This window comes from Dongia sp., from assembly GCF_041906375.1.
Taxonomy (GTDB): Bacteria; Pseudomonadota; Alphaproteobacteria; order Dongiales; family Dongiaceae; genus Dongia.
In genome coordinates, this window is record NZ_JAYRJJ010000002.1 from 783,724 (window position 1) to 804,999 (window position 21,276).

General features: G+C 61.7%; 22 protein-coding genes and 1 tRNA gene. 9 read left to right on the plus strand and 14 right to left on the minus strand.

Features of this window, described 5'->3' with window-relative positions:
* Positions 1-10 precede the first annotated feature (10 nt).
* Genes rimM through ffh form a run of 4 tightly spaced genes read right to left on the minus strand, consistent with a single transcriptional unit; the run spans position 11 to position 2,792 of the window.
* Entirely contained in the window at positions 11-550 is a 540-nt protein-coding gene (rimM, locus tag ACE3OA_RS10515; protein ID WP_374310705.1) for a ribosome maturation factor RimM, read from the minus strand.
* Between the two features lie 26 nt (positions 551-576).
* Positions 577-948: a 30S ribosomal protein S16 gene (gene rpsP / locus ACE3OA_RS10520; RefSeq protein ID WP_374310706.1), complete on the minus strand. Its 372-nt coding sequence runs from the start codon at positions 946-948 to the stop codon at positions 577-579.
* A 42-nt stretch (positions 949-990) separates the two neighbouring features.
* Positions 991-1,395 carry a VOC family protein gene (locus ACE3OA_RS10525; protein ID WP_374310707.1) on the minus strand — a complete coding sequence of 135 codons (405 nt, stop codon included), beginning with the start codon at positions 1,393-1,395 and terminating at the stop codon, positions 991-993.
* Complete coding sequence (ffh, locus tag ACE3OA_RS10530; RefSeq protein ID WP_374310708.1) at positions 1,392-2,792, minus strand: signal recognition particle protein; 1,401 nt, start codon at positions 2,790-2,792, stop codon at positions 1,392-1,394. Before ffh ends, ACE3OA_RS10525 begins: the two co-directional genes overlap by 4 nt.
* Positions 2,793-3,051: 259 nt before the next feature.
* Here ffh and ACE3OA_RS10535 point away from each other — a divergent pair, with 259 nt between their 5' ends.
* Both ACE3OA_RS10535 and ACE3OA_RS10540 read left to right on the plus strand, forming a co-directional pair.
* Positions 3,052-4,212 (plus strand): Fic family protein, encoded by a 1,161-nt coding sequence (locus ACE3OA_RS10535; protein WP_374310709.1) that lies wholly within the window; start codon positions 3,052-3,054, stop codon positions 4,210-4,212.
* Between the two features lie 12 nt (positions 4,213-4,224).
* The gene (locus ACE3OA_RS10540; protein ID WP_374310710.1) at positions 4,225-4,842 is read left to right on the plus strand and encodes an imm11 family protein; all 618 of its coding nucleotides are present in this window, start codon (positions 4,225-4,227) and stop codon (positions 4,840-4,842) included.
* Here ACE3OA_RS10540 and ACE3OA_RS10545 read toward each other — a convergent pair.
* From ACE3OA_RS10545 to xylF, 3 genes are all read right to left on the minus strand, one after another.
* Complete coding sequence (locus ACE3OA_RS10545; RefSeq protein WP_374310711.1) at positions 4,839-5,588, minus strand: ATP-binding cassette domain-containing protein; 750 nt, start codon at positions 5,586-5,588, stop codon at positions 4,839-4,841. The two genes, ACE3OA_RS10540 and ACE3OA_RS10545, sit on opposite strands and share 4 nt — an antisense overlap.
* A gap of 14 nt (positions 5,589-5,602) precedes the next feature.
* Positions 5,603-6,868, minus strand: coding sequence for a sugar ABC transporter permease (locus ACE3OA_RS10550; protein WP_374310712.1), 1,266 nt, complete (start codon positions 6,866-6,868; stop codon positions 5,603-5,605).
* 87 nt (positions 6,869-6,955) lie between these two features.
* On the minus strand, positions 6,956-8,029 hold the full coding sequence (gene xylF, locus ACE3OA_RS10555; protein WP_374310713.1) for a D-xylose ABC transporter substrate-binding protein: 1,074 nt from the start codon (positions 8,027-8,029) through the stop codon (positions 6,956-6,958).
* A gap of 270 nt (positions 8,030-8,299) precedes the next feature.
* On the opposite strand from xylF, the gene ACE3OA_RS10560 reads away from it, so the two are divergent.
* The 5 genes from ACE3OA_RS10560 to ACE3OA_RS10580 all read left to right on the plus strand — a co-directional run bounded on the left by ACE3OA_RS10560 (position 8,300) and on the right by ACE3OA_RS10580 (position 13,304).
* Positions 8,300-9,487 (plus strand): ROK family protein, encoded by a 1,188-nt coding sequence (locus ACE3OA_RS10560; RefSeq protein WP_374310714.1) that lies wholly within the window; start codon positions 8,300-8,302, stop codon positions 9,485-9,487.
* A 107-nt stretch (positions 9,488-9,594) separates the two neighbouring features.
* Positions 9,595-10,548, plus strand: coding sequence for a glycosyltransferase family 2 protein (locus ACE3OA_RS10565; protein ID WP_374310715.1), 954 nt, complete (start codon positions 9,595-9,597; stop codon positions 10,546-10,548).
* Complete coding sequence (locus ACE3OA_RS10570) at positions 10,538-10,987, plus strand: GtrA family protein (protein ID WP_374310716.1); 450 nt, start codon at positions 10,538-10,540, stop codon at positions 10,985-10,987. The genes ACE3OA_RS10565 and ACE3OA_RS10570 overlap by 11 nt, the downstream gene beginning before the upstream one ends.
* The gene (locus tag ACE3OA_RS10575; RefSeq protein ID WP_374310717.1) at positions 10,984-12,138 is read left to right on the plus strand and encodes a glycosyltransferase family 87 protein; all 1,155 of its coding nucleotides are present in this window, start codon (positions 10,984-10,986) and stop codon (positions 12,136-12,138) included. Before ACE3OA_RS10570 ends, ACE3OA_RS10575 begins: the two co-directional genes overlap by 4 nt.
* A complete protein-coding gene (locus tag ACE3OA_RS10580; RefSeq protein WP_374310718.1) occupies positions 12,135-13,304 on the plus strand; it encodes a glycosyltransferase family 87 protein in 1,170 nt (389 codons plus the stop codon). Before ACE3OA_RS10575 ends, ACE3OA_RS10580 begins: the two co-directional genes overlap by 4 nt.
* Positions 13,305-13,359: 55 nt before the next feature.
* Here the strand turns inward: ACE3OA_RS10580 and ACE3OA_RS10585 are convergent, their stop codons facing one another.
* The 5 genes from ACE3OA_RS10585 to aroA all read right to left on the minus strand — a co-directional run bounded on the left by ACE3OA_RS10585 (position 13,360) and on the right by aroA (position 18,287).
* Positions 13,360-13,704, minus strand: a complete 345-nt coding sequence (locus tag ACE3OA_RS10585) for a lipopolysaccharide assembly LapA domain-containing protein (RefSeq protein ID WP_374310719.1) — start codon at positions 13,702-13,704, stop codon at positions 13,360-13,362.
* 93 nt (positions 13,705-13,797) lie between these two features.
* Positions 13,798-14,160 carry an integration host factor subunit beta gene (gene ihfB / locus ACE3OA_RS10590; RefSeq protein WP_374310720.1) on the minus strand — a complete coding sequence of 121 codons (363 nt, stop codon included), beginning with the start codon at positions 14,158-14,160 and terminating at the stop codon, positions 13,798-13,800.
* A 271-nt stretch (positions 14,161-14,431) separates the two neighbouring features.
* On the minus strand, positions 14,432-16,168 hold the full coding sequence (gene rpsA / locus ACE3OA_RS10595; RefSeq protein WP_374310721.1) for a 30S ribosomal protein S1: 1,737 nt from the start codon (positions 16,166-16,168) through the stop codon (positions 14,432-14,434).
* A 92-nt stretch (positions 16,169-16,260) separates the two neighbouring features.
* Positions 16,261-16,941, minus strand: a complete 681-nt coding sequence (cmk, locus tag ACE3OA_RS10600) for a (d)CMP kinase (RefSeq protein WP_374310722.1) — start codon at positions 16,939-16,941, stop codon at positions 16,261-16,263.
* Complete coding sequence (gene aroA, locus ACE3OA_RS10605) at positions 16,938-18,287, minus strand: 3-phosphoshikimate 1-carboxyvinyltransferase (protein ID WP_374310723.1); 1,350 nt, start codon at positions 18,285-18,287, stop codon at positions 16,938-16,940. Before aroA ends, cmk begins: the two co-directional genes overlap by 4 nt.
* Before the next feature lie 207 nt (positions 18,288-18,494).
* Here aroA and ACE3OA_RS10610 point away from each other — a divergent pair, with 207 nt between their 5' ends.
* Both ACE3OA_RS10610 and ACE3OA_RS10615 read left to right on the plus strand, forming a co-directional pair.
* A complete protein-coding gene (locus tag ACE3OA_RS10610) occupies positions 18,495-18,833 on the plus strand; it encodes a TIGR02300 family protein (RefSeq protein WP_374310724.1) in 339 nt (112 codons plus the stop codon).
* A gap of 145 nt (positions 18,834-18,978) precedes the next feature.
* Positions 18,979-19,054, plus strand: a tRNA-Ala gene (locus tag ACE3OA_RS10615).
* A 78-nt stretch (positions 19,055-19,132) separates the two neighbouring features.
* On the opposite strand, the gene ACE3OA_RS10620 is transcribed toward ACE3OA_RS10615, so the two are convergent.
* Both ACE3OA_RS10620 and ACE3OA_RS10625 read right to left on the minus strand, forming a co-directional pair.
* Entirely contained in the window at positions 19,133-19,270 is a 138-nt protein-coding gene (locus ACE3OA_RS10620; RefSeq protein WP_374310725.1) for a hypothetical protein, read from the minus strand.
* Positions 19,271-19,480: 210 nt separating this feature from the next.
* Positions 19,481-21,172: a methyl-accepting chemotaxis protein gene (locus ACE3OA_RS10625; protein ID WP_374310726.1), complete on the minus strand. Its 1,692-nt coding sequence runs from the start codon at positions 21,170-21,172 to the stop codon at positions 19,481-19,483.
* Positions 21,173-21,276: the final 104 nt, after the last annotated feature.

Here is a 21,276-nt window from a genome sequence, read left to right on the forward strand (position 1 = left end):
TCCACTTGCCTTAGTTCAAGACCGGGTCTTCCGGCTCACCTTCGGGACGGTCGAAGAAACCGTCGGGAAGATCGAGCTGGAGGCGACCGGCCTTGACGTCGACCACCGGCACCAGCGCCCTGGTGAAGGCCACGTCGAAGGCACCCTTGGGGCCACCTTCGAGCGAGAGCACGTCACCGGCGCCGTAATTCTCGACCGCGACGACGCGGCCGTGCTGGGTGCCTTCCTGATCGACCGCAGAAAGGCCGATAAGGTCCGCCAGGTAGAACTCCTCCTCATCCGCAATCTGTGGCAGGCGATCGCGCGCCACAAAAAGTTCGACGCCTTTCAGCGCCTCGGCTGCGTTGCGATCGGCCACACCTTTGATGCGGGCGATGAGGGTGTCCTTGCCGGCGGTTGCCTTGCCGACCAGAGCAAGATCGAAGGTCCGGCCCTTGGCATCGACCAGCGCCCCATAGGTCGCGATGGCCGCAGGCGTGCCGGCGAAGGACTTCACCTTCACCTCGCCCTTGATGCCATGCGCACCGATGATGGCGCCCATCAAGACCATTGCCGGCTTCTCCGCCAAAACGGACCTTAGGCCTCGGCAGCCGGAGCTTCAGCGGCCTTGGCAGCGGCTTCGGCATTCGCCTTGGCGCGTTCCTGGGCCTTCGCTTTCGGCTTGTCCTGCTTGGTCTGCTCGTGGCGCTTCGGGGCTTCCATGAGGCCGAGCTTGGCGAAGAAGTGCTGCACGCGCTCGGTCGGCAGGGCACCCTTCGACAGCCAATGCTTGGCGCGCTCGACTTCGATCAGAACGCGGTTCGGGTCTTCCTTGGTCAGCATCGGGTTGTAGGAACCGATACGTTCCACGAAGCGGCCATCGCGGGCGAAGCGGCTTTCGGCCACGACGATGCGGTAATACGGACGCTTCTTGGCGCCACCACGGGCGAGACGGATCTTCAACGACATGAGGGTAGTTCTCCTTTCAGATTCGAAACTTCGTAAATGTTGTTATTCCGGTAGATGACAGCACGCTTCGATCTTGTTCCCGTCGGGATCGAAGACGAAGGCGCCGTAGTAATTGGGGTGGTAATGCGCGCGGATGCCGGGAGCGCCGTTGTCCTTGGCACCGCCGCGGATGGCCGCGAGGTAGAAGGCGTCGACCTCAAGGCGGGTCTTGGCCTGGAAGGCGAAGTGATTGCCGCCGTTGCGATTGGCTTCCGGATTGATCTTGTCGGGAACGCCGATCCAGAAGCGTGCCTGGGAGCCGGCCTCGCCATAGCCATGGGCAACGAGGCCCTGGCCGGGGATTTCGACGTCATGCACGCGCACATAGGAAAGCGCCAGGAAGACGACGTCGTAGAATTCGCGCGCCTTCTTCAAATCGGAAACGCCGATGGAGACGTGATCGATCATCGCATCCCTCCGAAGCCGCCACCGCCACCCATACCGCCCATGCCACCCTTCATCAGGGCCGCCATGCCGTGGCGCATCAGGCCTTTCTGGCCCATCTTCGAGACCTGCTTCATCATGCGCGCCATTTCCTGGTGCTGCTTCAGAAGCTTGTTCACATCCTGCACTTGGACCCCCGCACCTTTCGCAATGCGGGTCTTGCGCGACGCCTTGATAATGTCGGGAACGCGGCGTTCCTTGGGCGTCATCGCCGAGATAATGGCGAGCGAGCGCTTGACGATCTTCTCGTCGACCTTGCCTTCGAGCTGCTTCTGCATCTTGCCGATGCCCGGCAGCATGCCGATGATGCCGCCAAGGCCGCCCATCTTCTGCAGCTGCTTCATCTGCTGGGCGAGATCATTGAGATCGAACTGGCCCTTCTGCATCTTGAGGGCGAGTTTTTCGGCTTCTTCCTGTTCCGTCGCTTCCATCGCCTTTTCGACGAGGGAGACGATGTCGCCCATGCCGAGAATGCGGCCGGCGACGCGGTCGGCGTGGAAGTCTTCGATCTGGTCCAGCTTTTCGCCGGTACCCAGCAGCTTGATCGGCTTGCCGGTGACGGCGCGCATCGACAGGGCCGCACCACCGCGCGCATCGCCGTCGATGCGGGTCAGCATGATGCCGGTGATGCCGATCTTGTCCTGGAAGTGCTTGGCCGTATTGACCGCGTCCTGGCCGGTCATCGCATCGGCGACGAGCAGGCTCTCATGCGGCTTCACCGCATCGCGGACTTCGGCCAACTCCGCCATCAGCTCGTCATCGATCGCCAGGCGACCGGCGGTGTCGAGCATGACGATGTCATAGCCTTCGAGGCGGCCCATATTCATGGCGCGCTTGGCGATGGCGACCGGCGGTTCGCCGGGAACGATCGGCAACGTCTTGACGCCGGTCTGCTCGCCGAGGATGGCGAGCTGCTGTTGGGCGGCGGGGCGGCGCGTGTCGAGCGACGCCATCAGCACCTTCTTGCCCTGTTTCTCAGCAAAGCGGCGCGCGATCTTGGCGGTCGAGGTGGTCTTGCCCGAACCCTGCAGACCCAGCATCAGGATCGGCACCGGCGACGGGTGGTTGAGGTCAAGGCCGGTAGCCTCATTGGCCGCCGGCTTCAGCACGTTCACCAGCTCGTCATGGACGATCTTGATGACCATCTGGCCGGGGGTGACCGATTTGATGACCTTTTCGCCCACCGCCTCGGCGCGGACGGAAGTGATGAAATCCTTCACGACGGGGAGAGCGGCGTCAGCCTCGAGCAGGGCCACGCGCACTTCGCGCAGCGCCTCGTCGACGTCAGCCTCCGACAACTGACCGCGTTTGGTCAGTTTATCGAGGACACCGCCTAATCTTTCGCTCAGCTTCTCGAACATACCGTTCCCGTCAAAATCCCTTGTTCGTCAAGGCCTTAAGGTATGAGCGAATGGCCCAAAACGCATTCGCGCCCGTGTGCGAAACTCGCAGACGGGCGGGGCCCCTCGGGGCCAAGGCTCTGCCAAAGAAGGTAAAGCGGGCCGCAAACTAGGCTTTTCGGGGGGAGGAGTCAATGTGGCGGGGCGAGCGATAGGCGCACTTCCTATAGCTCAATATTCTCCCTACTATGAGGCATAGAAACAATCTCTATAGCTCACCATGTGGAACTGGCAGGCACCCGGCTGGCCCTTTTTTACCTATGAAGCCGGCGCCCTGGAAGCGCTGGAACGACGCTTCCTGCTGCGTGCCGGCGCCTTCATGGGGACCCTGAAGCATGTCAGCGCCGAAGACGGCGCCGCTTTCCGCATTGAGCTGATCAGCGACGAGGCCTTGAAGACCTCCGCCATCGAAGGCGAGATCCTGAACCGTGAGAGTGTGCAGATGTCGCTGCGGCGGCAATTCGGCCTGGGACCCGCCGACGCGGGAGGTGGCCCGGCGCGCATCCCGCCCCGGGAACAGGGCATCGCCGAGATGATGGCCGATCTCTATCGCCATGGTCCCGCCCCGCTCGACGAGGGGACGCTGTTCGGCTGGCACCGCATGATCATGAGCGGCGATCGCCGGCTGGGCGTGATCGGCGGCTACCGGACGCATGCGGAGCCGATGCAGGTGGTGTCCGAAAGCCTGCACGAACCGGAGGTCTTTTTCGAAGCGCCGCCATCGGCGCGCGTGCCGGATGACATGGCAGCCTTCCTGCGCTGGTTCAACGAATCCGGACCGCAAGGGCGCACACCCCTGCCGGCGCTGGCGCGAGCGGGCATGGCGCATCTCTATTTCGTCTGCATCCACCCGTTCGAAGACGGAAACGGTCGCATCGCGCGGGCGCTGGCCGAAAAGTCACTGGCGCAGCATCTGGGCCAACCCAGCCTCATTGCCCTCGCCTTCACCATTGAGCGGGCGCGGAAGGACTATTACGCGGCCCTCGCGCGGAACAACCGCAGCACCGAGATCACCGATTGGCTGGTCTATTTCGCCGAGACAATCCTGGCAGCGCTGGAGAACACCCAGGCGCGGATCGATTTCTATATCGCCAAGACCCGTTTTTGTGACGCCCATCGAGGCCGGCTGAATGCACGGCAGGAAAAGGCGATCTTGCGTTTGTTCCGCGAAGGGATCGATGGATTCAAGGGCGGGCTGAGTGCCGAAAACTATATCAACATTACCAAGACATCCCGCGCCACCGCGACACGCGACCTACAGGATTTGGTCGAGAAGGGTGCGCTGACGAAAACCGGATCGCTGCGGCACACGCGCTATTGGCTGAAGCTGCCGGTCGTTGCAGATATTAAACTGGGTACGAGCGATCGAACGCATTCGTGAGATGGTGGCGAGATGGCATGGTATATCGAAGGCTTCAGCAACTGGGATAAGCGCTATAGCGTGCGGTGCAATCTTGTCCCCTCTTCATACTGGTTAAAAGGCGAGGACTTGGGGAAAGGCGTGCGCGTTGACGGCTATGCAGGACAAGTCCTAAAGGCGACGCAGGTTAGCAATCATAAGGTGCTCCCAGACTTCTTTAGAGTTGGAACCATGCCTGTCTGTTCCGATGCTTTCCGGGTAATCGTCGAGAAGCTCGAACCGAATATTCATCAGTTCTTTCCAATTGAGTTCGACGGCGGTGAAAGGGGCATAAATGATCCAAAATACTTTGTCTTCAATGTTCTAAGCGCGCTAGACGCGATTCTGGTCGAAAGATCAGCGGTCTTTCAACGTGAATGGGAAGCGCTATCCGGGACTGGAAAGATGACAAGATACTCCCGAGTGGAGATCAGTTCGCCAGCAGGCTTGGTCGTGAAGAAGGAAGAGATCAAGGAGCACCACATGTGGCGCACAGCAAATGTGCTCCCACGCTTGCTGTTCTTCTCGGATGAGCTAATGACACAAGTCGCTGCGGCGAAATTAAAGAAGCTCACCGCTTTTCCTGCGGCCGAAGAGTATTTCGCGCACTAAGCCGCCGCCACCGCCGGCTGTTTCCCCAGGATAATCATCCCCAGCACGTCGTCCTTGGTGACATCCTCGGTCCGCACGGTGCCGACGAGTTTGCCGTTCTTCATGACCGAGAGGCGATCCGAGAGGTCGAACACGTCGTGGAGGTCGTGGCTGATGAGGAAGATGCCGATGCCTTCCTTTTTGAGCTGCTGGATCAGCTCGGCAACCATCTTGGTTTCCTGGACGCCCAAGGCCGCGGTCGGTTCGTCCATGATGAGGATGCGGGCGTCGAAATGGACGGCGCGGGCGATGGCGACGGATTGGCGCTGGCCGCCGGAGAGGGCGGAAACGGGCGCGTGGTATTTCTTGAAATTGGGATTGAGGCGGCCGATGACCTTGCGCGCCGCCGCTTCCATGGCCGGTTCGTCGAGAAAGCCCGCCGCCGTCATCTCGCGCCCTAAGAACAGATTGGCGCAGGCGTCGAGGTTATCGGCCAAAGCAAGGTTCTGGTAGATCGTCTCGATGCGGTGGTCGCGGGCATCGCGCGAGGAGCGGATATCGGCCACCTTGCCGTCGATCAGGATCTCGCCCTTATCGGCCTGGTAGGCGCCGGAGAGAATCTTGATGAGGGTAGATTTGCCCGCACCATTGTGGCCGAGAAGGCCGACGACCTCGCCGGGGTAAAGATCGATCGAGACATCGTCGACGGCGCGGACACCGCCGAAGCTGATCGAGATGTTACGCATTTCAACGAGAGGCGTTGCCATCGGTTTCACTCCTCTCAGGACGGGCGGCGTTGCTGATAAAGGCGGTCGATATAGACCGCCAGCACCAGGACGAGGCCGGTCACGATATTCTGCAGGGACGCGTCGTAACCCAGCAGCGACATGCCGCTCTGCAATGACTGGATGACGACGGCGCCGAGGATGGCGCCGGCAATCGTGCCGGACCCGCCCGCAAGGCTGCAGCCGCCGATGACCGCGGCGGCGATGACGCGCAGCTCGTCCAATGAGCCGATGGAATTGCCGGCCGATTGCAGGCGCGCGGACGCCACGATGGCAGAAACACCGACGAGTGCCCCCATCAGCACGAAGACAAGTACGGTCATGCGCTTGACGTTGATGCCGGCACGCTCGGCGGCCTCGAGGTTGCCGCCCATGGCAAAGACATAGCGGCCGAAGCGGGTCTTGTTGAGGAGCAACGAAACGATAACCGCCAACGCGGCGAGAATGAGGACGGGAATGGGAATGCCCATGAAGATATGGAGGCCGCCCTCCGGGATCTCCCAGCCCTTCATCTCGGCCAGCTTCTGCGCAGCGACGGCCGGCATTTCATAGGCGTTGAGGACGGCTGCGAAACCGATCGGCAGCAGGCACTGCACAGCCACCACGGCGATCTCGGCCCAGGCCGGGCGCACGGGAAAGCCATAGGCGATATGCTGGCGCCGGCGGCGGTGGGCGGCAAAGGCGATGGCGACAGCGGCGATGAGGGCCACGATCCAGCTGGCCGTTTCACCGATCGTGCCATAGACGCCGCCACCCAGCAGGGTGAAGGTCTCGTCAAGCGGCGCCACCGTCTGGCCCTGTGTCACCCACCAAGCACAACCGCGCCAGATGAGGAGGCCGCCCAAGGTCACGACGAAGGACGGCACGCCGAGATAGCCGACCATCAATCCGTTGATGCCGCCGAGCGTCGCCCCAATGAGGATGCCGGCGAGGGCCGCGATGATCCAGATGAGTGGATGCCCACCCCCCAGCAGCTGCGGCAACCAGAAGGTCTGGATGACACCGATGATCATGGCGGTGACACCCAGCATCGATCCCACGGAGAGATCGATCTGGCGGATGATGATGATCAGCACCATGCCGATCGCCATGATGGCGACGGAGGTCGTCTGCAGAGAGAGGTTATAAAGATTGCGCGGCGTGATGAAGCGGCCGTCGGACAGGATATGGAATCCCACCCAGATACCGATGAGGCAGAGGATCATTCCGAGCAGGCGCTCGTCGATCTCCAGCCGCGCAAACAGACCTCGCACTGCGTTCATGGCGTCAATTCTTCAAAATCAGATAGGCCGGAAAAAGAATACCGTGGTTGGCGTTGCTGCCAACCACGGTACAGGCAGGCTCAAGCTTTATTGGCAGGCCGGCACTTTGGATGCATCGGCGCCCTGGCAGGCCTCTTCCTTGCTGATCCAGCCGGCCTTGATCACCACGTCGAGATTGTCCTTGGTGATCGGCACGGGCTTCAGGAAGGTGGCATTCATCGCGACGCCCTTGGGGCTGGTCCATTTCTGGGTGCCCGGCACGTCGGCCAGTTTGGTGCCCTTGGCGAGGTCGATGGCGATGGTCGCCGCCGCCTTGCCGAGGTCGCGCGCGTCTTTCCACACCGAGACCGTCTGCGTGCCGAGAGCCACACGGTTCAAGGCCGCCTTGTCGCCATCCTGGCCGGAGACCGGGATGCCGGCGAGACCCTGCGCCGTCAGCGCCGCGATGACGCCGCCCGCGGTGCCGTCATTCGAGGCCACGACCGCATCGACCTTGTTGTCGTTGGCGGTGAGGATCTGTTCCATGTTGCGCTGGGCCACGGCCGGTTCCCAGTTTTCGGTGTACTGCTCGCCCACCACCTTGATGTCGCCAGCATCGATGGCGGCCTTCAGCACTTCGAGCTGGCCTTCATGCAGGAAGTCGGCATTGGGGTCGGCCTGGTTGCCTTTGATGAAGACATAATTGCCCTTGGGCTGAACGGCGAAGACGCCAGAGGCCTGCATGCGGCCCACTTCCTTGTTGTCGAAAGTGAGGTAATAGGCATTGGGGTCTTCGATGAGGCGGTCATAGCCAACCACGGGAATGCCGGCATTGCTGGCAGCGGTGATGGCCGGGCCGATCGAGGCCGAATCCTGCGCCAGGACGATCAGCGCATTGGCGCCGCCGGCGATGAGGCTTTCGATATCGGACAATTGCTTCGACGGATTGCTCTGCGCGTCGGCGCTGATGTATTTGACGCCGGCGGCATCGAGCACGGCCTTGATCGCGGCTTCGTCGGTCTTCCAGCGTTCTTCCTGGAAGTTCGACCAGCTGACGCCGACGACGAGGTCTTCCGCCTTGGCGGCATGAATGCCGGCCAATGACGTGCCGGCCAGCAAGCCGGCGCCAAACATTGCGAGCGCCACGCGCCGAGCGAACGGACGCGCCAGAAAATTCTTCATTTGGATCTCCTCCCAGAGCTAAAACTTTCAGCGTTGGCGTTGTGCCAAGAACTGGTTGCGTCAGGTTTGTCCTGATCTTTTATTTCGTATGTTGAAATTAATATCACTCGCGTCTCGCGCATGCGTCAAGCTGATTCCTCTATTTCGCAACCGCAGCAAGATTTGTGTGATTAATTAAGAGATTCTGATCCGCATTAGCGCTCGATTTCTTTCGGATGTTGAAATAAAAAGGCCTATCCCATGTGCGCCCATTCGGAACTACAACACGCGATGGATAGAATCGAACACGACCACAGCCAGTCGCAGAACCGCCACCGCATCCTGCAGGCCGTCAGGCTGCATGGTCCCCTGGCGCGGGTGGATCTGGGCAGCATCGTCGGTCTGTCGCCGGCCAGCGTTTCCAGCATCACCGGCGAGTTGATGCGCGACGGCCTCATTCGCGAAGTGCCGGGCGGCGATGGCGGCCGCAGCCGCGGTCGACCCAAGGTGATGATCGAGCTCACCCCCACCGCCGCCTGCATGATCGCGGTGAAGCTGTCCATCAACCGCATCGAGGTCACCCTAGGCGATTTTGCCGGCGGCATCGGCAAGGTGACGGTGCGACCCCTCAACACGCTGGAACTCAGCGGCGACGATCTCATCGCCGTGCTGGGTGACATGATCGCCACCTGCATCGGGTCGATACCGGCTGATTTCGGGCCGCTGACCGGCATCGGTCTCGCGGTCCAGGGCCTGGTGCACAAGAACGAGACCCTGGTCTGGTCGCCGGCCCTGTCGGTACGGCAGATCAATATCGCCGCCCCCCTGGCGGCGCGCTTCAACCTGCCCGTCATTGCCATGAACGATGCCGATTGCATCGCCCTTTCCATCCGCCATCGCGCCGAATTGCAGTTGGTCGAGAATCTCGCCGTCGTCATGCTGGGCACCGGTATCGGCATGGGCCTCGTCATCGGCGGCAGGCTGCATTCCGCAAGTTCCGGCGCCGGCGCCGAATTCGGCCATACGAAATACCAGATCGACGGGCCGCTCTGTCATTGCGGCAGGCGCGGCTGTATCGAAAGTTTCGTCGGCGACTACGCGCTCTATCGCGACGCGCGCTCGATGCTGGATTTGCCCAATACAGATGCCCTTCACCCCTCGGAAGAGCAGATGCAGGCACTGGTCGATCTGGCGCGCAGCGGCCACCCGGTCGCCACCAGCCTGTTCCAGCAGGCCGGCCGGGCGCTGGGCTATGGCCTTTCCAACCTCATCGCCCTCATCGGGCCGGACCTCGTGCTGATCACCGGCAGCGGTGTGCGCGGCTATGACCAGATGGAAGCCGAGATGCGCCGCAGCCTCGACGAGGCCCTGGTCGACACCCTTCTCGCCCAGACCGAGATCCGACCCTATCCGTGGACCGCGGACCTCACCATCCGTGGCATCGTCCTGCAGGTCCTGGACGGCGGCCGCGCGAACTGAACGCCTGCTTTTAGGGAATGGGTATGCCCGGAATGGGTACGCTCAGGTGATGCACTGAGAAGTCCGGTCTGCTACAGTTCCGCCGCGATTGGGGGTGCTGGCGGTTCATGAGCGATTTGACGAAAACTGTTTCGATCGTGGCCCCCTTCTTCAATGAAGGTGAGAATGTCGATCACTTTCAGCGCGGCCTTGCGCCCCTGCTGGACCGGCTGCCGGGCATCGCCTTCGAGATCATCTGCGTCGATGACGGCAGCAGCGACGATACGCTGGCCCGGCTGATCGCCCTTGCCCGCAGCGACCACCGGTTCAAGGTGATCGAGCTGTCGCGCAATTTCGGCAAGGAAGCGGCGCTGACCGCCGGCATCGACCATGCCACGGGCGACGCCGTCATTCCGATCGATGCGGATCTGCAGGACCCGCCGGAAATGATCCCGCACATGATCGAGGCGTGGCGGAACGGTGCCGAAGTGGTGCTGGCGCGGCGCAGCGACCGCAGCGTCGATCCGGTACTGAAGCAGCAGACCGCCGCCTGGTTCTATCGCATCCACAACCGGCTTTCGAATCTCAAGCTGCCGGAGAATGTCGGCGATTTTCGCCTGATGGACCGCATCGTCGTTGATGCGCTGAAATCGCTGACCGAACAGCAGCGCTTCATGAAGGGGCTCTTTGCCTGGGTCGGCTTCAAGACGGTGACGCTGGATTACCAGCGGCGCGCCAGGGCCAGCGGGACCAGCAAGTTTTCCGGCTGGAAGCTATGGAACTTTGCGCTGGAGGGCCTCACCAGTTTCACCACCCTGCCGCTCAAAGTGTGGACCTATATCGGCGTCATCGGCGCGCTGACGACGGGGTTTTATGCGATCTTCATCATCCTGCGCACGCTCATCGTCGGCGTCGACGTGCCGGGCTATGCCTCGCTGCTGGTGGCCGTATTGTTCATCGGCAGCCTGCAATTGGTAAGCATCGGGGTGCTCGGCGAATATATCGGCCGCATCTACATGGAAAGCAAAAGGCGGCCGACCTATATCGTGCGTCGCCGCTATGGCGGCAGCTATGCGGGCTAAGCTCCGCGCCGGAATCGACCAGACACGCAGCGCATGGAACCGGGACGGGGTCGCGGCGATTCTGTCACTGCCGATCGTGAAACGCGCCCTGCGGTTCGGGACGACCGGCGTGATGCTGACATTCCTTCATGCCGCCGTTGCGACCGGCCTGATCGAAGGTGTGGCGCTGAACCCAGTTGCCGCCAACATCATCGCTTTCATCTTCGCCACCCTGGTTTCATATCTCGTCAACACCTATTGGAGTTTTTCACAGCGGCCGGATGCCGGTAGCCTGGTCCGCTTTGTGATCGTGGCGCTGTGCGGCCTGACGGCAACGGCCTGTGTTTCGGGATTCGCCGAATGGCTTGGCCTGCCCTATTGGATCGGCATCATGGGTGTCGTGGTGACGGTGCCGCTCATCACCTTTCCGCTTCACGCCTTCTGGACCTACCGAAAATGATCGACAAGCTGTCATCACACCGGATCGGCGCGTTCTTCCTGTTCGGCCTGGGGCCGCTGGTCTCGCTGATCTATCTCGTCGCTTGTGAGGATCCGTTGCTCGGCACCGAGCGCGATTTTAGCGTCTTCTGGACGGCAGGCGCGCTGGCAGCCAAGGGCGATATTGCGACGATCTTCAATCCGAGCGCCTTTGAACAGGCGTTGGCAAACTTGGTTGGCTCCAAGGCAAGTAATCTGCCTTTTCTCTATGCACCAAACAGCCTGCTGTACTTCGTCCCACTTAGCTTTGTGCCCCCCCTGGCCGGGCTGATCATTTGGCTCATCGCGACTTTCAGCTTGATGACCGTGATGCTTTGGCCCGGCTTGGTGCGACCGCGGGCAATGGTGGCGGCACTGCTGCTCTGCCCCGCCAGCACCGTCAACATCATCTGCGGCCAGAATGCCTATCTCTCGACCGCACTTCTTGGTGGCGCCTTACTATTGTTGGAGAAAAGGCCAGTTCTCGCGGGTGTTTTGCTGGGGCTGCTCAGCTACAAGCCGCAATTTGGACTCATGTTGCCCCTCCTGTTACTGGGAACAGGGAATCTGCGGGCATTCTCCGCTGCCACCATGACGACCCTGGCTTTGTTGTTCGCCACCACCCTGTTCTTCGGCACGGAGGTATGGGCAAGCTATCTTCAAGGCGCGGCGGGACTGAGGGGCTTCGTCGACCAGTGGAACTTCATCTCCTATACTTTCTACATGGCCTTCCTGCGCTATGGTCTGGCCGGCTGGCAGGCGGGGCTGATCCACGCAACGGCAGCCTTGTTCACTATCGCAGCGACGATATGGATATTCCGCCAATCCGTTCCGCATACATTGAAGTGCAGCATCGCGATGGTGGGTGTCACGCTGGTTGCTCCCTATTTCCTGCCCTACGACATGACGATCATTTCTGCCGCCGTCTTGCTGGCATTGCCGAGCTTCATTAAATCCGGCTGGGAACGGTTCTTTCTGGGTTTCATCTGGGTGCTGCCGGCCCTTGCCTTCGAGGCCGGAACGCCAGCAGGACCTATCCTGATCATGGTCCTGTTCCTGCTGCTACTGCGCCAGGCGTTGATTATTTCTGCAGTCGATCGGCCCGGCATGGCAGACGGAGGAGCCGTGGCATGACCGGCTTCGTTGAAGCGCTGCGCAAAGTGAACGCGTCCCGAATTCTCACCTGGGTCCTGCTTCTCGGGGTTGGACCGCTATTGTCGCTGGTCTATGCCCGCAGCATCGACGACGTCATCTTCAGTGAGCATCGCGATTTCGGCGTCTTCTGGACAGCATCGACATTGCTGTGGCATGGCGAGGTTCTGCAGCTTTTCGACCCCACCGCTTTTCGAACGGCATTGGCGCAGGTGATGGGGACCGACTTTCCCTATCTTTCCTTCCCCTATCCGCCGCATAGCCTGTTCCTGTTGGCGCCTCTCTCCTTCTTTCCTTACCTTCTTTCGCTGGTCTTCTGGTTGACGATCACTTTCGCTGCCATGACCGTCGCGCTCTGGCGGCGGCTTGAACAGCGCTGGGTCATGATGCTGGGCCTTCTGTTATGCCCGGCCGGTGCCGTCAACATGGCCGGCGGACAAAACGGCTTTCTGTCGACTGCCTTTCTGGGCGCAGGCCTGCTCTGTCTCGAGCGGCGGCAGATTCTTGCCGGCATCTGCATCGGCTTCTTGAGCTATAAGCCGCAACTGGGTTTGCTGTTGCCGCTGCTCCTCATTGCCGGCGGGTATTGGCGCGCGTTCCTCTCCGCCAGCGCTACGGTAATTCTGCTGGTGCTGCTCAGCACATTGTCGTTCGGTTCCGAATCCTGGCTGCTCTATCTCACCAAGAGCGGCCCCTATCAGATGGAGATTGCACAGCATTGGATCGGCCGGTTCCAGTTCATGTCGCCGACCTATTTCATGGCCGGACGGCTGCTGAATTTGCCATTGCCGCTGGCCTGGACCATCCAGATCGCCGCCACTGTGCTGGCATCAGCGGGCGCTGTCTGGACCTTCCGTCAGGATACACCCCACATGTTGAAAGCGGCTCTGGCCATGGTCGCCGTCTTTCTCGTCTCGCCCTACGCGCTGACTTATGACCTCACCATCGTCAGTGCCGCGATTGTTCTGGCTCTTTCGAGCTTCACGCCCAAATTGTGGGAATACGCCGCCTTCGTGGCGGTCTGGCTGCTGCCTGCCTTGACCCTGCCCGCGAGCATGCCGATCGGCCCGGTGCTCATATCGATATTGTTTCTGATTCTGCTGCGCCGTGTCCTGTTGATGCGCGCGCCCGGCAGGGCGGCGGCATGAAAACAGTTTCCGTCGGGGCCCAAGGGTCAGAGGCCGCGCATCGCCTTGTGTCGCTTTAAGCCGCCGGCGGCAGGGCAGTGGGCGGGCGGTGCAGGATCGCTTTGCCTGTCTCGGCTGGGCCCTGCTGGCGCTTGAGGATGGCAAGCTGGTCATGGGCGTCGGCGAGTTCGCGCTTGGCGGCCCGCAACTTCTGGCGCGTGGTGCCGCCCGAGAGCCAGGTTGCGAGAGCGCCGAACAGAAAACCGAACAGGATGGCGCCGAGGGTGAAGAGAAAAAGCGGCGCGGTGAGATCCCAGGGCAGCGGCCACAGGCTCAGGCTGACTTCCTGACGGTTCATCAGCGCGAAGAGAATGACCAGCAGAGCAACCGGCAGGGTGACGATCCAGGCAAGGCGGTTCATGGGCTTTGCTTCCCTTTGATGACACATCAAGCCGTGGCTTGAGCGCCAAGCGACCGAGGCCAGCCTTGCTTAACGCGAGAGCCGACCGGCGGCTCAGTTGCTGCCAGGTTCCTTGGCGGGCTGGCTGGACACCGGGGCTTGGGCGGCGGCTTCCGCCGGCTTTGCCGGCGCGTCGCTGCGGGCATTGAGGCGGTCGCGCAATTCCTTGCCGGTCTTGAAGAAAGGCACCACCTTCTCGTCGACCGCGACGGTTTCGCCGGTCCGCGGATTGCGCCCCTTGCGCGCATCGCGCTGCTTGACCGAGAAGGCACCAAAGCCGCGCAACTCGACGCGGTCCGACCGCGCCAGCGCGTTGGTGATTTCCTCAAAAATAGCAGTGACGATCCGCTCCACATCCCGGTGATAGAGATGCGGATTGAGTTCGCCGATGCGCAGAATCAATTCCGATTTGGTCATGTTTTAGGTCCCCATCCGCCCGTGAGCCCCAAACGGTCATTTTTCTTGCCCGCCCAAGGCCCTGGGCGCATCCCCTGCCCATATTGTGGTGGCAAGCGTGCCGGGAAAAATCGGCCTCGTCAAGGATAAGCCGCTCATTTCTCTATGTTTTTTGGCGGAGAGGGAAATCCGAAACGGCGACGGGCCGGAAAGGTCGCCCTTTCCGGCCCGTCTGGACCCATTTTGACACTTCTAAGGCGTCAAATGCGCAACAAAATTACTCAAATTTGAGTTATTCGTCGTCGCCCTTCTTCTTCTTGGCCTTGTTCAAGGCCGCACCCAGGATGTCGCCAAGGCTGGCGCCCGAATCGGACGAACCGAATTCGGCCATCGCCTGCTTGTCTTCTTCCATTTCGCGCGCCTTGATCGACAAGGTGAGCTTGCGGGTCTTGGCATCGACCTGAGCGATCTTCGCATCGACCTTTTCGCCGACGGCGAAACGGTCGGGGCGCTGCTCGGCCCGCTCGCGCGAGAGGTCCGCCTTCTTGATGAAGCCCGGGATGCCGTCACCGACGGTAACCTCAAGGCCGCCATCGGTCACTGCGGTCACGGTGCAGGTGACGACGTCACCCTTCTTCATCGTGCCGGCGGACTCAGCGAAGGTGTCCTTCTTGAGCTGCTTGATGCCAAGGCTGATGCGCTCTTTCTCGATGTCGACATCGAGCAGCTTCACCTTGACCATCTGGCCCTTCTTGTAATCCTGCACGGCTTCTTCGCCCGGGCGATCCCAGTCGAGGTCCGAGAGGTGGACCATGCCGTCGATATCGCCGGGGAGACCGACGAACAGACCGAATTCGGTGATGTTCTTGATCTCGCCTTCAAGCTCGGAGCCAGCCGGATGCTTGTCGATGAAGGACGACCACGGATTGTCCATGCACTGCTTGAGGCCGAGGCTGATACGACGCTTGGTCGGATCGACGTCGAGCACCATCACTTCGACTTCCTGGCTGGTCGAAACGATCTTGCCCGGATGCACGTTCTTCTTGGTCCAGCTCATTTCGGAGACGTGGACCAAGCCTTCGATGCCCGGCTCGAGTTCGACGAACGCGCCGTAATCGGTGATGTTGGTGACGCGGCCCTTGAGCTTCGCACCGACCGGATACTTCGCGGCAACGCCTTCCCACGGATCGGCCTCGAGCTGCTTCATGCCGAGGCTGATGCGCTGGGTTTCCGGATTGAAGCGCACGACCTGAACGTTGACGTTCTGGCCGATGTGCAGAGCTTCAGACGGATGGTTGATGCGGCGCCACGCGATATCGGTGACGTGCAGCAGACCGTCGACACCGCCGAGGTCAACGAACGCACCGTAATCGGTGATGTTCTTCACGACACCCTGCAGAACCTGGCCTTCCTTGAGGTTGGCGACGAGTTCGCTGCGGGCTTCCGCACGGCTCTCTTCGAGCACGGCGCGACGCGAGACGACGATGTTGCCACGCGCACGGTCCATCTTGAGGATCTGGAACGGCTGCGGCGTGCCCATGAGCGGGCCCACATCGCGCACCGGGCGGATGTCGACCTGGCTGCCGGGCAGGAAGGCGACGGCGCCGGAGAGGTCGACCGTAAAGCCACCCTTCACGCGACCGAAGATCACGCCGGTGACGCGCTGGTTGTCCTTGAACTGCTTTTCGAGGGCGGTCCACGCTTCTTCGCGCTTCGCCTTCTCGCGCGAGAGCATCGCTTCGCCGTTCTTGTCTTCCATGCGCTCGAGATAGACTTCGACGACGTCGCCGATCTTGATCTCGGCCTTGCCGGCCGGGCCGCCGAACTCACGCAAGGCCACGCGGCCTTCGGACTTCAGGCCGACATCGACCAGAGCGAATTCGCCATCGATGGCGACGACGGTGCCGGACAGCACCGAACCTTCGAGACCCTGGGCAAAGCCCAGCGATTCTTCGAGGAGGGCCGCAAAGCTTTCCTTGGCGGCGGGAATGTCGTGGGTGGCAACGCGGGCCACAGCAGATTTAGCCATTAGAGGGTAGTTCCTTTCTCAATCATCTTTTCCGGCCAGCCGGTTGTCTCCGGCGGTCTGGGTACGCGGTTGAAAAAAACGGATGCAGGAGATCAGCGCCCAAGACCTGACGATGGTTTCAGGCGCTCATCCACGATCGCCTTGGCTTTCGCAAAGACCTGATCGATATCGAGATCCGAGGTATCGAGGTGGACGGCGTCATCGGCCGGCTTCATCGGGGCATCGGCGCGCGCTGCATCGCGGGCGTCGCGGGCCCTGATATCCTCTAAAACCCGGGCGTATATAGCTTCTTCGCCACGGGCTTGCAACTCTTTGAGGCGGCGGTTGGCACGGGCTTCGGCGCTGGCCGTGACATAGATCTTAACCTCCGCCTCGGGGCAGATCACGGTGCCGATATCCCGCCCATCCAGAACAGAACCAGAACGCGCCGACCCATCCGCTGCCGGTTGTGGGTCGGCCGCAAAACGACGCTGCCAGTCGAAGAGCGCTGCCCGGACGCCGGGAATGGCTGCCACCTTGGAGGACGCGTCGCCGGCCGCCGCCGAGCGCAGATCCGGGTCCTGGAGCAGGTCATGGGAGAGGGTTTGAGCGGCCGCCGTCGCCGCGGCGGCATCGGTCGGGTCCTTGCCCAGGCGCAAAACGGCCAGGCCGACCGCCCGGTAAAGCGAGCCCGTATCGAGGTAAGCGAGGTTGTAATGGGCGGCGAGACGCTTGGCGAGCGTGCCCTTGCCGGCCGCCGCCGGCCCGTCGAGGGCGATAACGAAGGGCTTCATGCCGTCACCGCTGCGATCGTGGCGCCGAGGCCGTTCATCAGTTCGACAAAGCCGGGAAAGGAGGTGTCGATGGGTGAGCCGTCATCGATGCTGACCGGCTTCTCGGCGGCAAGGCCCAGGACCAGGAAGGACATGGCCGGCCGGTGGTCGAGATTGACGGCGATATGGGCACCACCCTTGGGCCGTTTGCCATTGCCTTTGACAGCCAGCCAGTCGGGCCCCTCTTCGACCAAGACGCCGCAGGCAGCAAGACCACGCGCCATGGCGCCGAGACGGTCGCTTTCCTTGACGCGCAGTTCCGCGAGCCCCAACATCTTCGTCTCGCCTTCGGCAAAAGACGCGGCGACCGAGAGGATCGGATATTCGTCGATCATGGACGGTGCGCGTGCCGCCGGCACGGTGACACCCTTAAGATGCGAATGCTTGACATGCAGGTCGCCGACCTTCTCGCCGGCCTCGATGCGCGCATTCCTCACCTCGATCGCAGCGCCCATTTCGAGCAGCGTGTCGATGAGGCCGATGCGATGCGGGTTAAGGCCGACATTTTCGATGAGGATATCGGAACCGGGCAGGATGAGTGCGGCCACGATGGGAAAGGCGGCCGAGCTCGGATCGCCCGGCACCACCACCTTGCGGCCCTTGAGTTCTACCTGGCCGACCAGCGATGAGGCCCGTCCTTCAGGCGTTTCTTCCACTTTTACTTCGACGCCGAAACCGCGCAGCATGAGCTCGGTATGATCGCGCGTCGCTTCCGGCTCGATCACCGTGGTGATGCCGGGCGTGTTGAGGCCGGCCAGCAGGATGGCCGATTTCACCTGGGCGCTCGCCACCGGCAGCTTGTAGGTGATCGGCACCGGCGACGCCGTGCCGATGACGGCCAAGGGCGGTCGACCTTTGCTGCGCGTCACGAACCGGGCACCCATCAGCTGCAGCGGATCTGTGACACGTGCCATCGGGCGCGAGCGCAAGGATGCGTCGCCGGTGAAGAAGGTCGTCATCGGATAGGGCGCCACGAGGCCCATCAGCAGGCGCGTGCCGGTGCCGGCATTGCCAAGATCCAGAACGTCGGCCGCTTCGGCCAACCCACCGTTCCCACGACCGCGCGCGCGCCAGATGCCGTCGGCGCCCTTTTCCGTTTCGCCGCCGAGGAGCCGCATCGCCGCCGCGGTGCGCAGCACGTCCTCGCCTTCCAGCAAGCCGTGGATTTCGGTCTCGCCCAGGGCCAGGGCACCCAGCATGAGAGCGCGGTGCGAGACCGATTTGTCGCCGGGCACACGCAGGGTCCCGCGCAATCCGCTGCCGCTGCCCGAGGTCAGGGCGCGGGGGGTCGATTGATGCTTGCTCATGCCAATTCCGGTCAGTAGAGATTCTCCGGCCCGGGATGCGGGCGCCGCGTTTCTCTAGCACAGGGCGGGCGGCCAACGGAAATCCCGATTTTCCGCGCTTCCGCTGGCCTCCCTGCAGGGATGTTTCCGGCTCAATTTGAAGGCGTTGACAGTCCGTCGGGGCTATGGCAATTGGCACCCCGATCCAGAATTCAGCGGAGAGATCACGTGACCAAGCCGGAATGGGGCACCAAGCGCATCTGTGGCAGCTGTGGCGCGCATTTTTACGACATGCGCAAGGCAACGATCGTCTGCCCGAAATGCAAGACCGTCTATGACCCCGATGCCGTGATGAAGAGCCGTCGCCGGGTCGCCGAGAAGATGACCCCGGTCAAATCCGCCGTGGCGGAGCCCGGCGTTGACGACGTCGTCGTTGATGTCGAGACGGATGTGGAGGATGAGGATCTCGGTGATGAGGAGGATGTGGTCCTAGAGGACGCGTCCGAACTCGGCGAGGATGACGAGGATATCTCGGAGGCGATCGAGAAAGGTGAGGATGAAGGCTGAGTTTCAGCCGCTCCCGCGCTCTACCTTTGAAATCATTGTCCTTTTTTCTTCTTGAATTCCGGGCGGCGTCCACTTAGGTTCCAGCCCGTTCGATCGCCCCCCAGAGAGGGTCCTGCAAAGACCTTCCGGCGATCACCCGATCTTCGGGCCCATAGCTCAGCTGGGAGAGCGCCACAATGGCATTGTGGAGGTCAGCGGTTCGATCCCGCTTGGGTCCACCAAATCAAAACCCCCGCACCGGGCGATCCGGGCGGGGGTTTTTTCATCGCAATGGCGGAAACGCTGATGTTTGCCCGGACCTACTTCTTCTTGTTGGCATAGGCCGACGAAGCGGGGTTGGATGAGGCGGACGCAAAAGTGCCAGTCGGGCTGGCCTTCGCCTTTTCCTGTTTCGGCTTCTTCTTTTCGCGGTTGCTGCGCATTTGACCTTTAGCCACGGCGTCTCTCCTGTCTTGAGCGGAACAATAGCGCGGGCCCAGGAAGCCTTGTCCCGGATCGGATCCGGAACGGGGCAGACTGAAAGCTGGTCATTCAAGACGAGAATGCCGGCGCGAGCGCAGCCGACAGGATAGCTGAAGGTCCGCCCCAAGTAACCAACGCATATGCGCCGGCCGGCTTGGGGCGGAGAGTCTTCGTATGGTGCCGTGTCAGCCGGCGCGGATACGATCGAGGAAGCGGCTGATCTCGCTGCGCATGATATCCGCCTGCTGCGAAAGATCCGAGGCGGCACCGAGCAGACCGCCGGCAAGGCGACCCGATTCAGAGAGCGCACCGGAAACACCGGCGATGTTCTGCGACACGTCCCGCGTGCCGTCAGCCGCCTGTTGGATGCTGCGCGAGATTTCACGGGTCGCTGCACCCTGTTCCTCGACCGCGGCCGCGATGGTGCTGGCAATCTGGTCGATGCGCCCGATCGTGTCGGTGATGCCACGAATGGCCTGCACTGCATCGCCCGTCGCATTCTGGATGCTGCTGATCTGCCCGGTGATTTCCTCGGTCGCCCGTGCCGTCTGGCTGGCGAGATTCTTCACCTCCGACGCCACCACCGCAAAGCCCTTGCCGGCGTCACCGGCGCGGGCGGCTTCGATGGTCGCGTTGAGCGCCAGCAGGTTGGTCTGGTTGGCGATGTCGCGGATGAGATTGGCAACGTCACCGATGCGTTGGCTGGCCTGCGCCAGACCATTGATGGTCTGGTCGGTCTGCTTGGCTTCGGTCACCGCCTGCGAGGCGATCGCCGTCGATTGCGCCACCTGCTGGCTGATCTCGGTGATAGAAGCGCTCAGTTCCTCGGTCGCCGCGGCAACGGATTGCACGTTGCTGAAGGCGAGTTCCGATGCATTGGCGACGATCGACGCCTGGCTGGTTGTCTGCTCGGTATTCCCGGCCATCGATTCGGCCGAGGCCTGCAGTTCAACCGACGCGCCGGAGACCTGATTGACGACGCTCTGCACCGATCCTTCGAAGGAATCGGCCAAGGCCAGCATCGACTGTCGCTTTTCCTCGCGGGCCCGTTCTTCCTGGGCGGCACGGTCGCGTGCCAATTGCTCCATCGCCAGCGCGTTCTCCTTGAACACCGACAGCGCGCGGGCGAGATCGCCCATTTCCGCCTTATTGTCGGTGTCCTCGACCGAGATGGTCTTATCCCCATCGGCCAACCGCATCATGCTGGCCGTCGTGCGGGCAAGCGGCCGCGAGATGCTGCGGGCGATGAAGAAGCTGATGACGACGGTGACCAGCAGGATGGCGACAATGACGCCGCCCTGAACCATCATCTGCCGATAGAAGATGCGATTGACGTCATCGATGTAGATGCCCGAACCGACGATCCAACCCCAGGGCGCATAGCCCTTCACATAGGAGACTTTCGGAACCGGCTGATCGGAACCGGGCTGCGGCCACATGTATTCGACGAAACCGGCACCCTGTGCTTTCACGACAGCAAGCATTTCGGAGAAAATCGCCTTGCCGTTCGGATCCTTGAGATCGGCCAGCGTCGGCGCCTCAAGCAACTTCTTCGAGACAGGATGCATCAGCATCCGCGGCGTCATATCGTTGATCCAGAAATACTCCTTCTCGTCATAGCGGAGCTTTTCCAGCGCCGCCATGGCTTCCTTCTTGGCGTCGTCCTCAGAAACAGTGCCGGCTTTGGCCTCTTCGGCGAAATGAGAAATGATGCCATGCGCCACTTCGACGACATGTTGAGTCTTGACCTTGCGATCCTCAAGCAGAGTGGAACGCAGCTCGATGCCACCGAGAACGCCGATCGCTATCATGCCCGCCACGGCGACGAGCACGACCAGTGCGAGACGCGTCGCAATCCGAAAATCTTTGAAGCGCATGTGCACTCCTCCTTCCGAGGATGTCCCAGGCGCCGACAAGACCTTGCTGCCGAAACGCCTATCTATATGCCCGGAGAATAGGAGGGGTCTCTAAAGTATTACTT

Excerpts from the sequence above, each read along its gene's own strand:
- rimM (WP_374310705.1), bottom strand. The coding sequence starts at position 550 with ATGGTCTTGATGGGCGCCATCATCGGTGCGCATGGCATCAAGGGCGAG.
- rpsP (WP_374310706.1), bottom strand. The coding sequence starts at position 948 with ATGTCGTTGAAGATCCGTCTCGCCCGTGGTGGCGCCAAGAAGCGTCCG.
- ACE3OA_RS10525 (WP_374310707.1), bottom strand. The coding sequence starts at position 1,395 with ATGATCGATCACGTCTCCATCGGCGTTTCCGATTTGAAGAAGGCGCGC.
- ffh (WP_374310708.1), bottom strand. The coding sequence starts at position 2,792 with ATGTTCGAGAAGCTGAGCGAAAGATTAGGCGGTGTCCTCGATAAACTG.
- ACE3OA_RS10535 (WP_374310709.1), top strand. The coding sequence starts at position 3,052 with ATGTGGAACTGGCAGGCACCCGGCTGGCCCTTTTTTACCTATGAAGCC.
- ACE3OA_RS10540 (WP_374310710.1), top strand. The coding sequence starts at position 4,225 with ATGGCATGGTATATCGAAGGCTTCAGCAACTGGGATAAGCGCTATAGC.
- ACE3OA_RS10545 (WP_374310711.1), bottom strand. The coding sequence starts at position 5,588 with ATGGCAACGCCTCTCGTTGAAATGCGTAACATCTCGATCAGCTTCGGC.
- ACE3OA_RS10550 (WP_374310712.1), bottom strand. The coding sequence starts at position 6,868 with ATGAACGCAGTGCGAGGTCTGTTTGCGCGGCTGGAGATCGACGAGCGC.
- xylF (WP_374310713.1), bottom strand. The coding sequence starts at position 8,029 with ATGAAGAATTTTCTGGCGCGTCCGTTCGCTCGGCGCGTGGCGCTCGCA.
- ACE3OA_RS10560 (WP_374310714.1), top strand. The coding sequence starts at position 8,300 with ATGGATAGAATCGAACACGACCACAGCCAGTCGCAGAACCGCCACCGC.
- ACE3OA_RS10565 (WP_374310715.1), top strand. The coding sequence starts at position 9,595 with ATGAGCGATTTGACGAAAACTGTTTCGATCGTGGCCCCCTTCTTCAAT.
- ACE3OA_RS10570 (WP_374310716.1), top strand. The coding sequence starts at position 10,538 with ATGCGGGCTAAGCTCCGCGCCGGAATCGACCAGACACGCAGCGCATGG.
- ACE3OA_RS10575 (WP_374310717.1), top strand. The coding sequence starts at position 10,984 with ATGATCGACAAGCTGTCATCACACCGGATCGGCGCGTTCTTCCTGTTC.
- ACE3OA_RS10580 (WP_374310718.1), top strand. The coding sequence starts at position 12,135 with ATGACCGGCTTCGTTGAAGCGCTGCGCAAAGTGAACGCGTCCCGAATT.
- ACE3OA_RS10585 (WP_374310719.1), bottom strand. The coding sequence starts at position 13,704 with ATGAACCGCCTTGCCTGGATCGTCACCCTGCCGGTTGCTCTGCTGGTC.
- ihfB (WP_374310720.1), bottom strand. The coding sequence starts at position 14,160 with ATGACCAAATCGGAATTGATTCTGCGCATCGGCGAACTCAATCCGCAT.
- rpsA (WP_374310721.1), bottom strand. The coding sequence starts at position 16,168 with ATGGCTAAATCTGCTGTGGCCCGCGTTGCCACCCACGACATTCCCGCC.
- cmk (WP_374310722.1), bottom strand. The coding sequence starts at position 16,941 with ATGAAGCCCTTCGTTATCGCCCTCGACGGGCCGGCGGCGGCCGGCAAG.
- aroA (WP_374310723.1), bottom strand. The coding sequence starts at position 18,287 with ATGAGCAAGCATCAATCGACCCCCCGCGCCCTGACCTCGGGCAGCGGC.
- ACE3OA_RS10625 (WP_374310726.1), bottom strand. The coding sequence starts at position 21,172 with ATGCGCTTCAAAGATTTTCGGATTGCGACGCGTCTCGCACTGGTCGTG.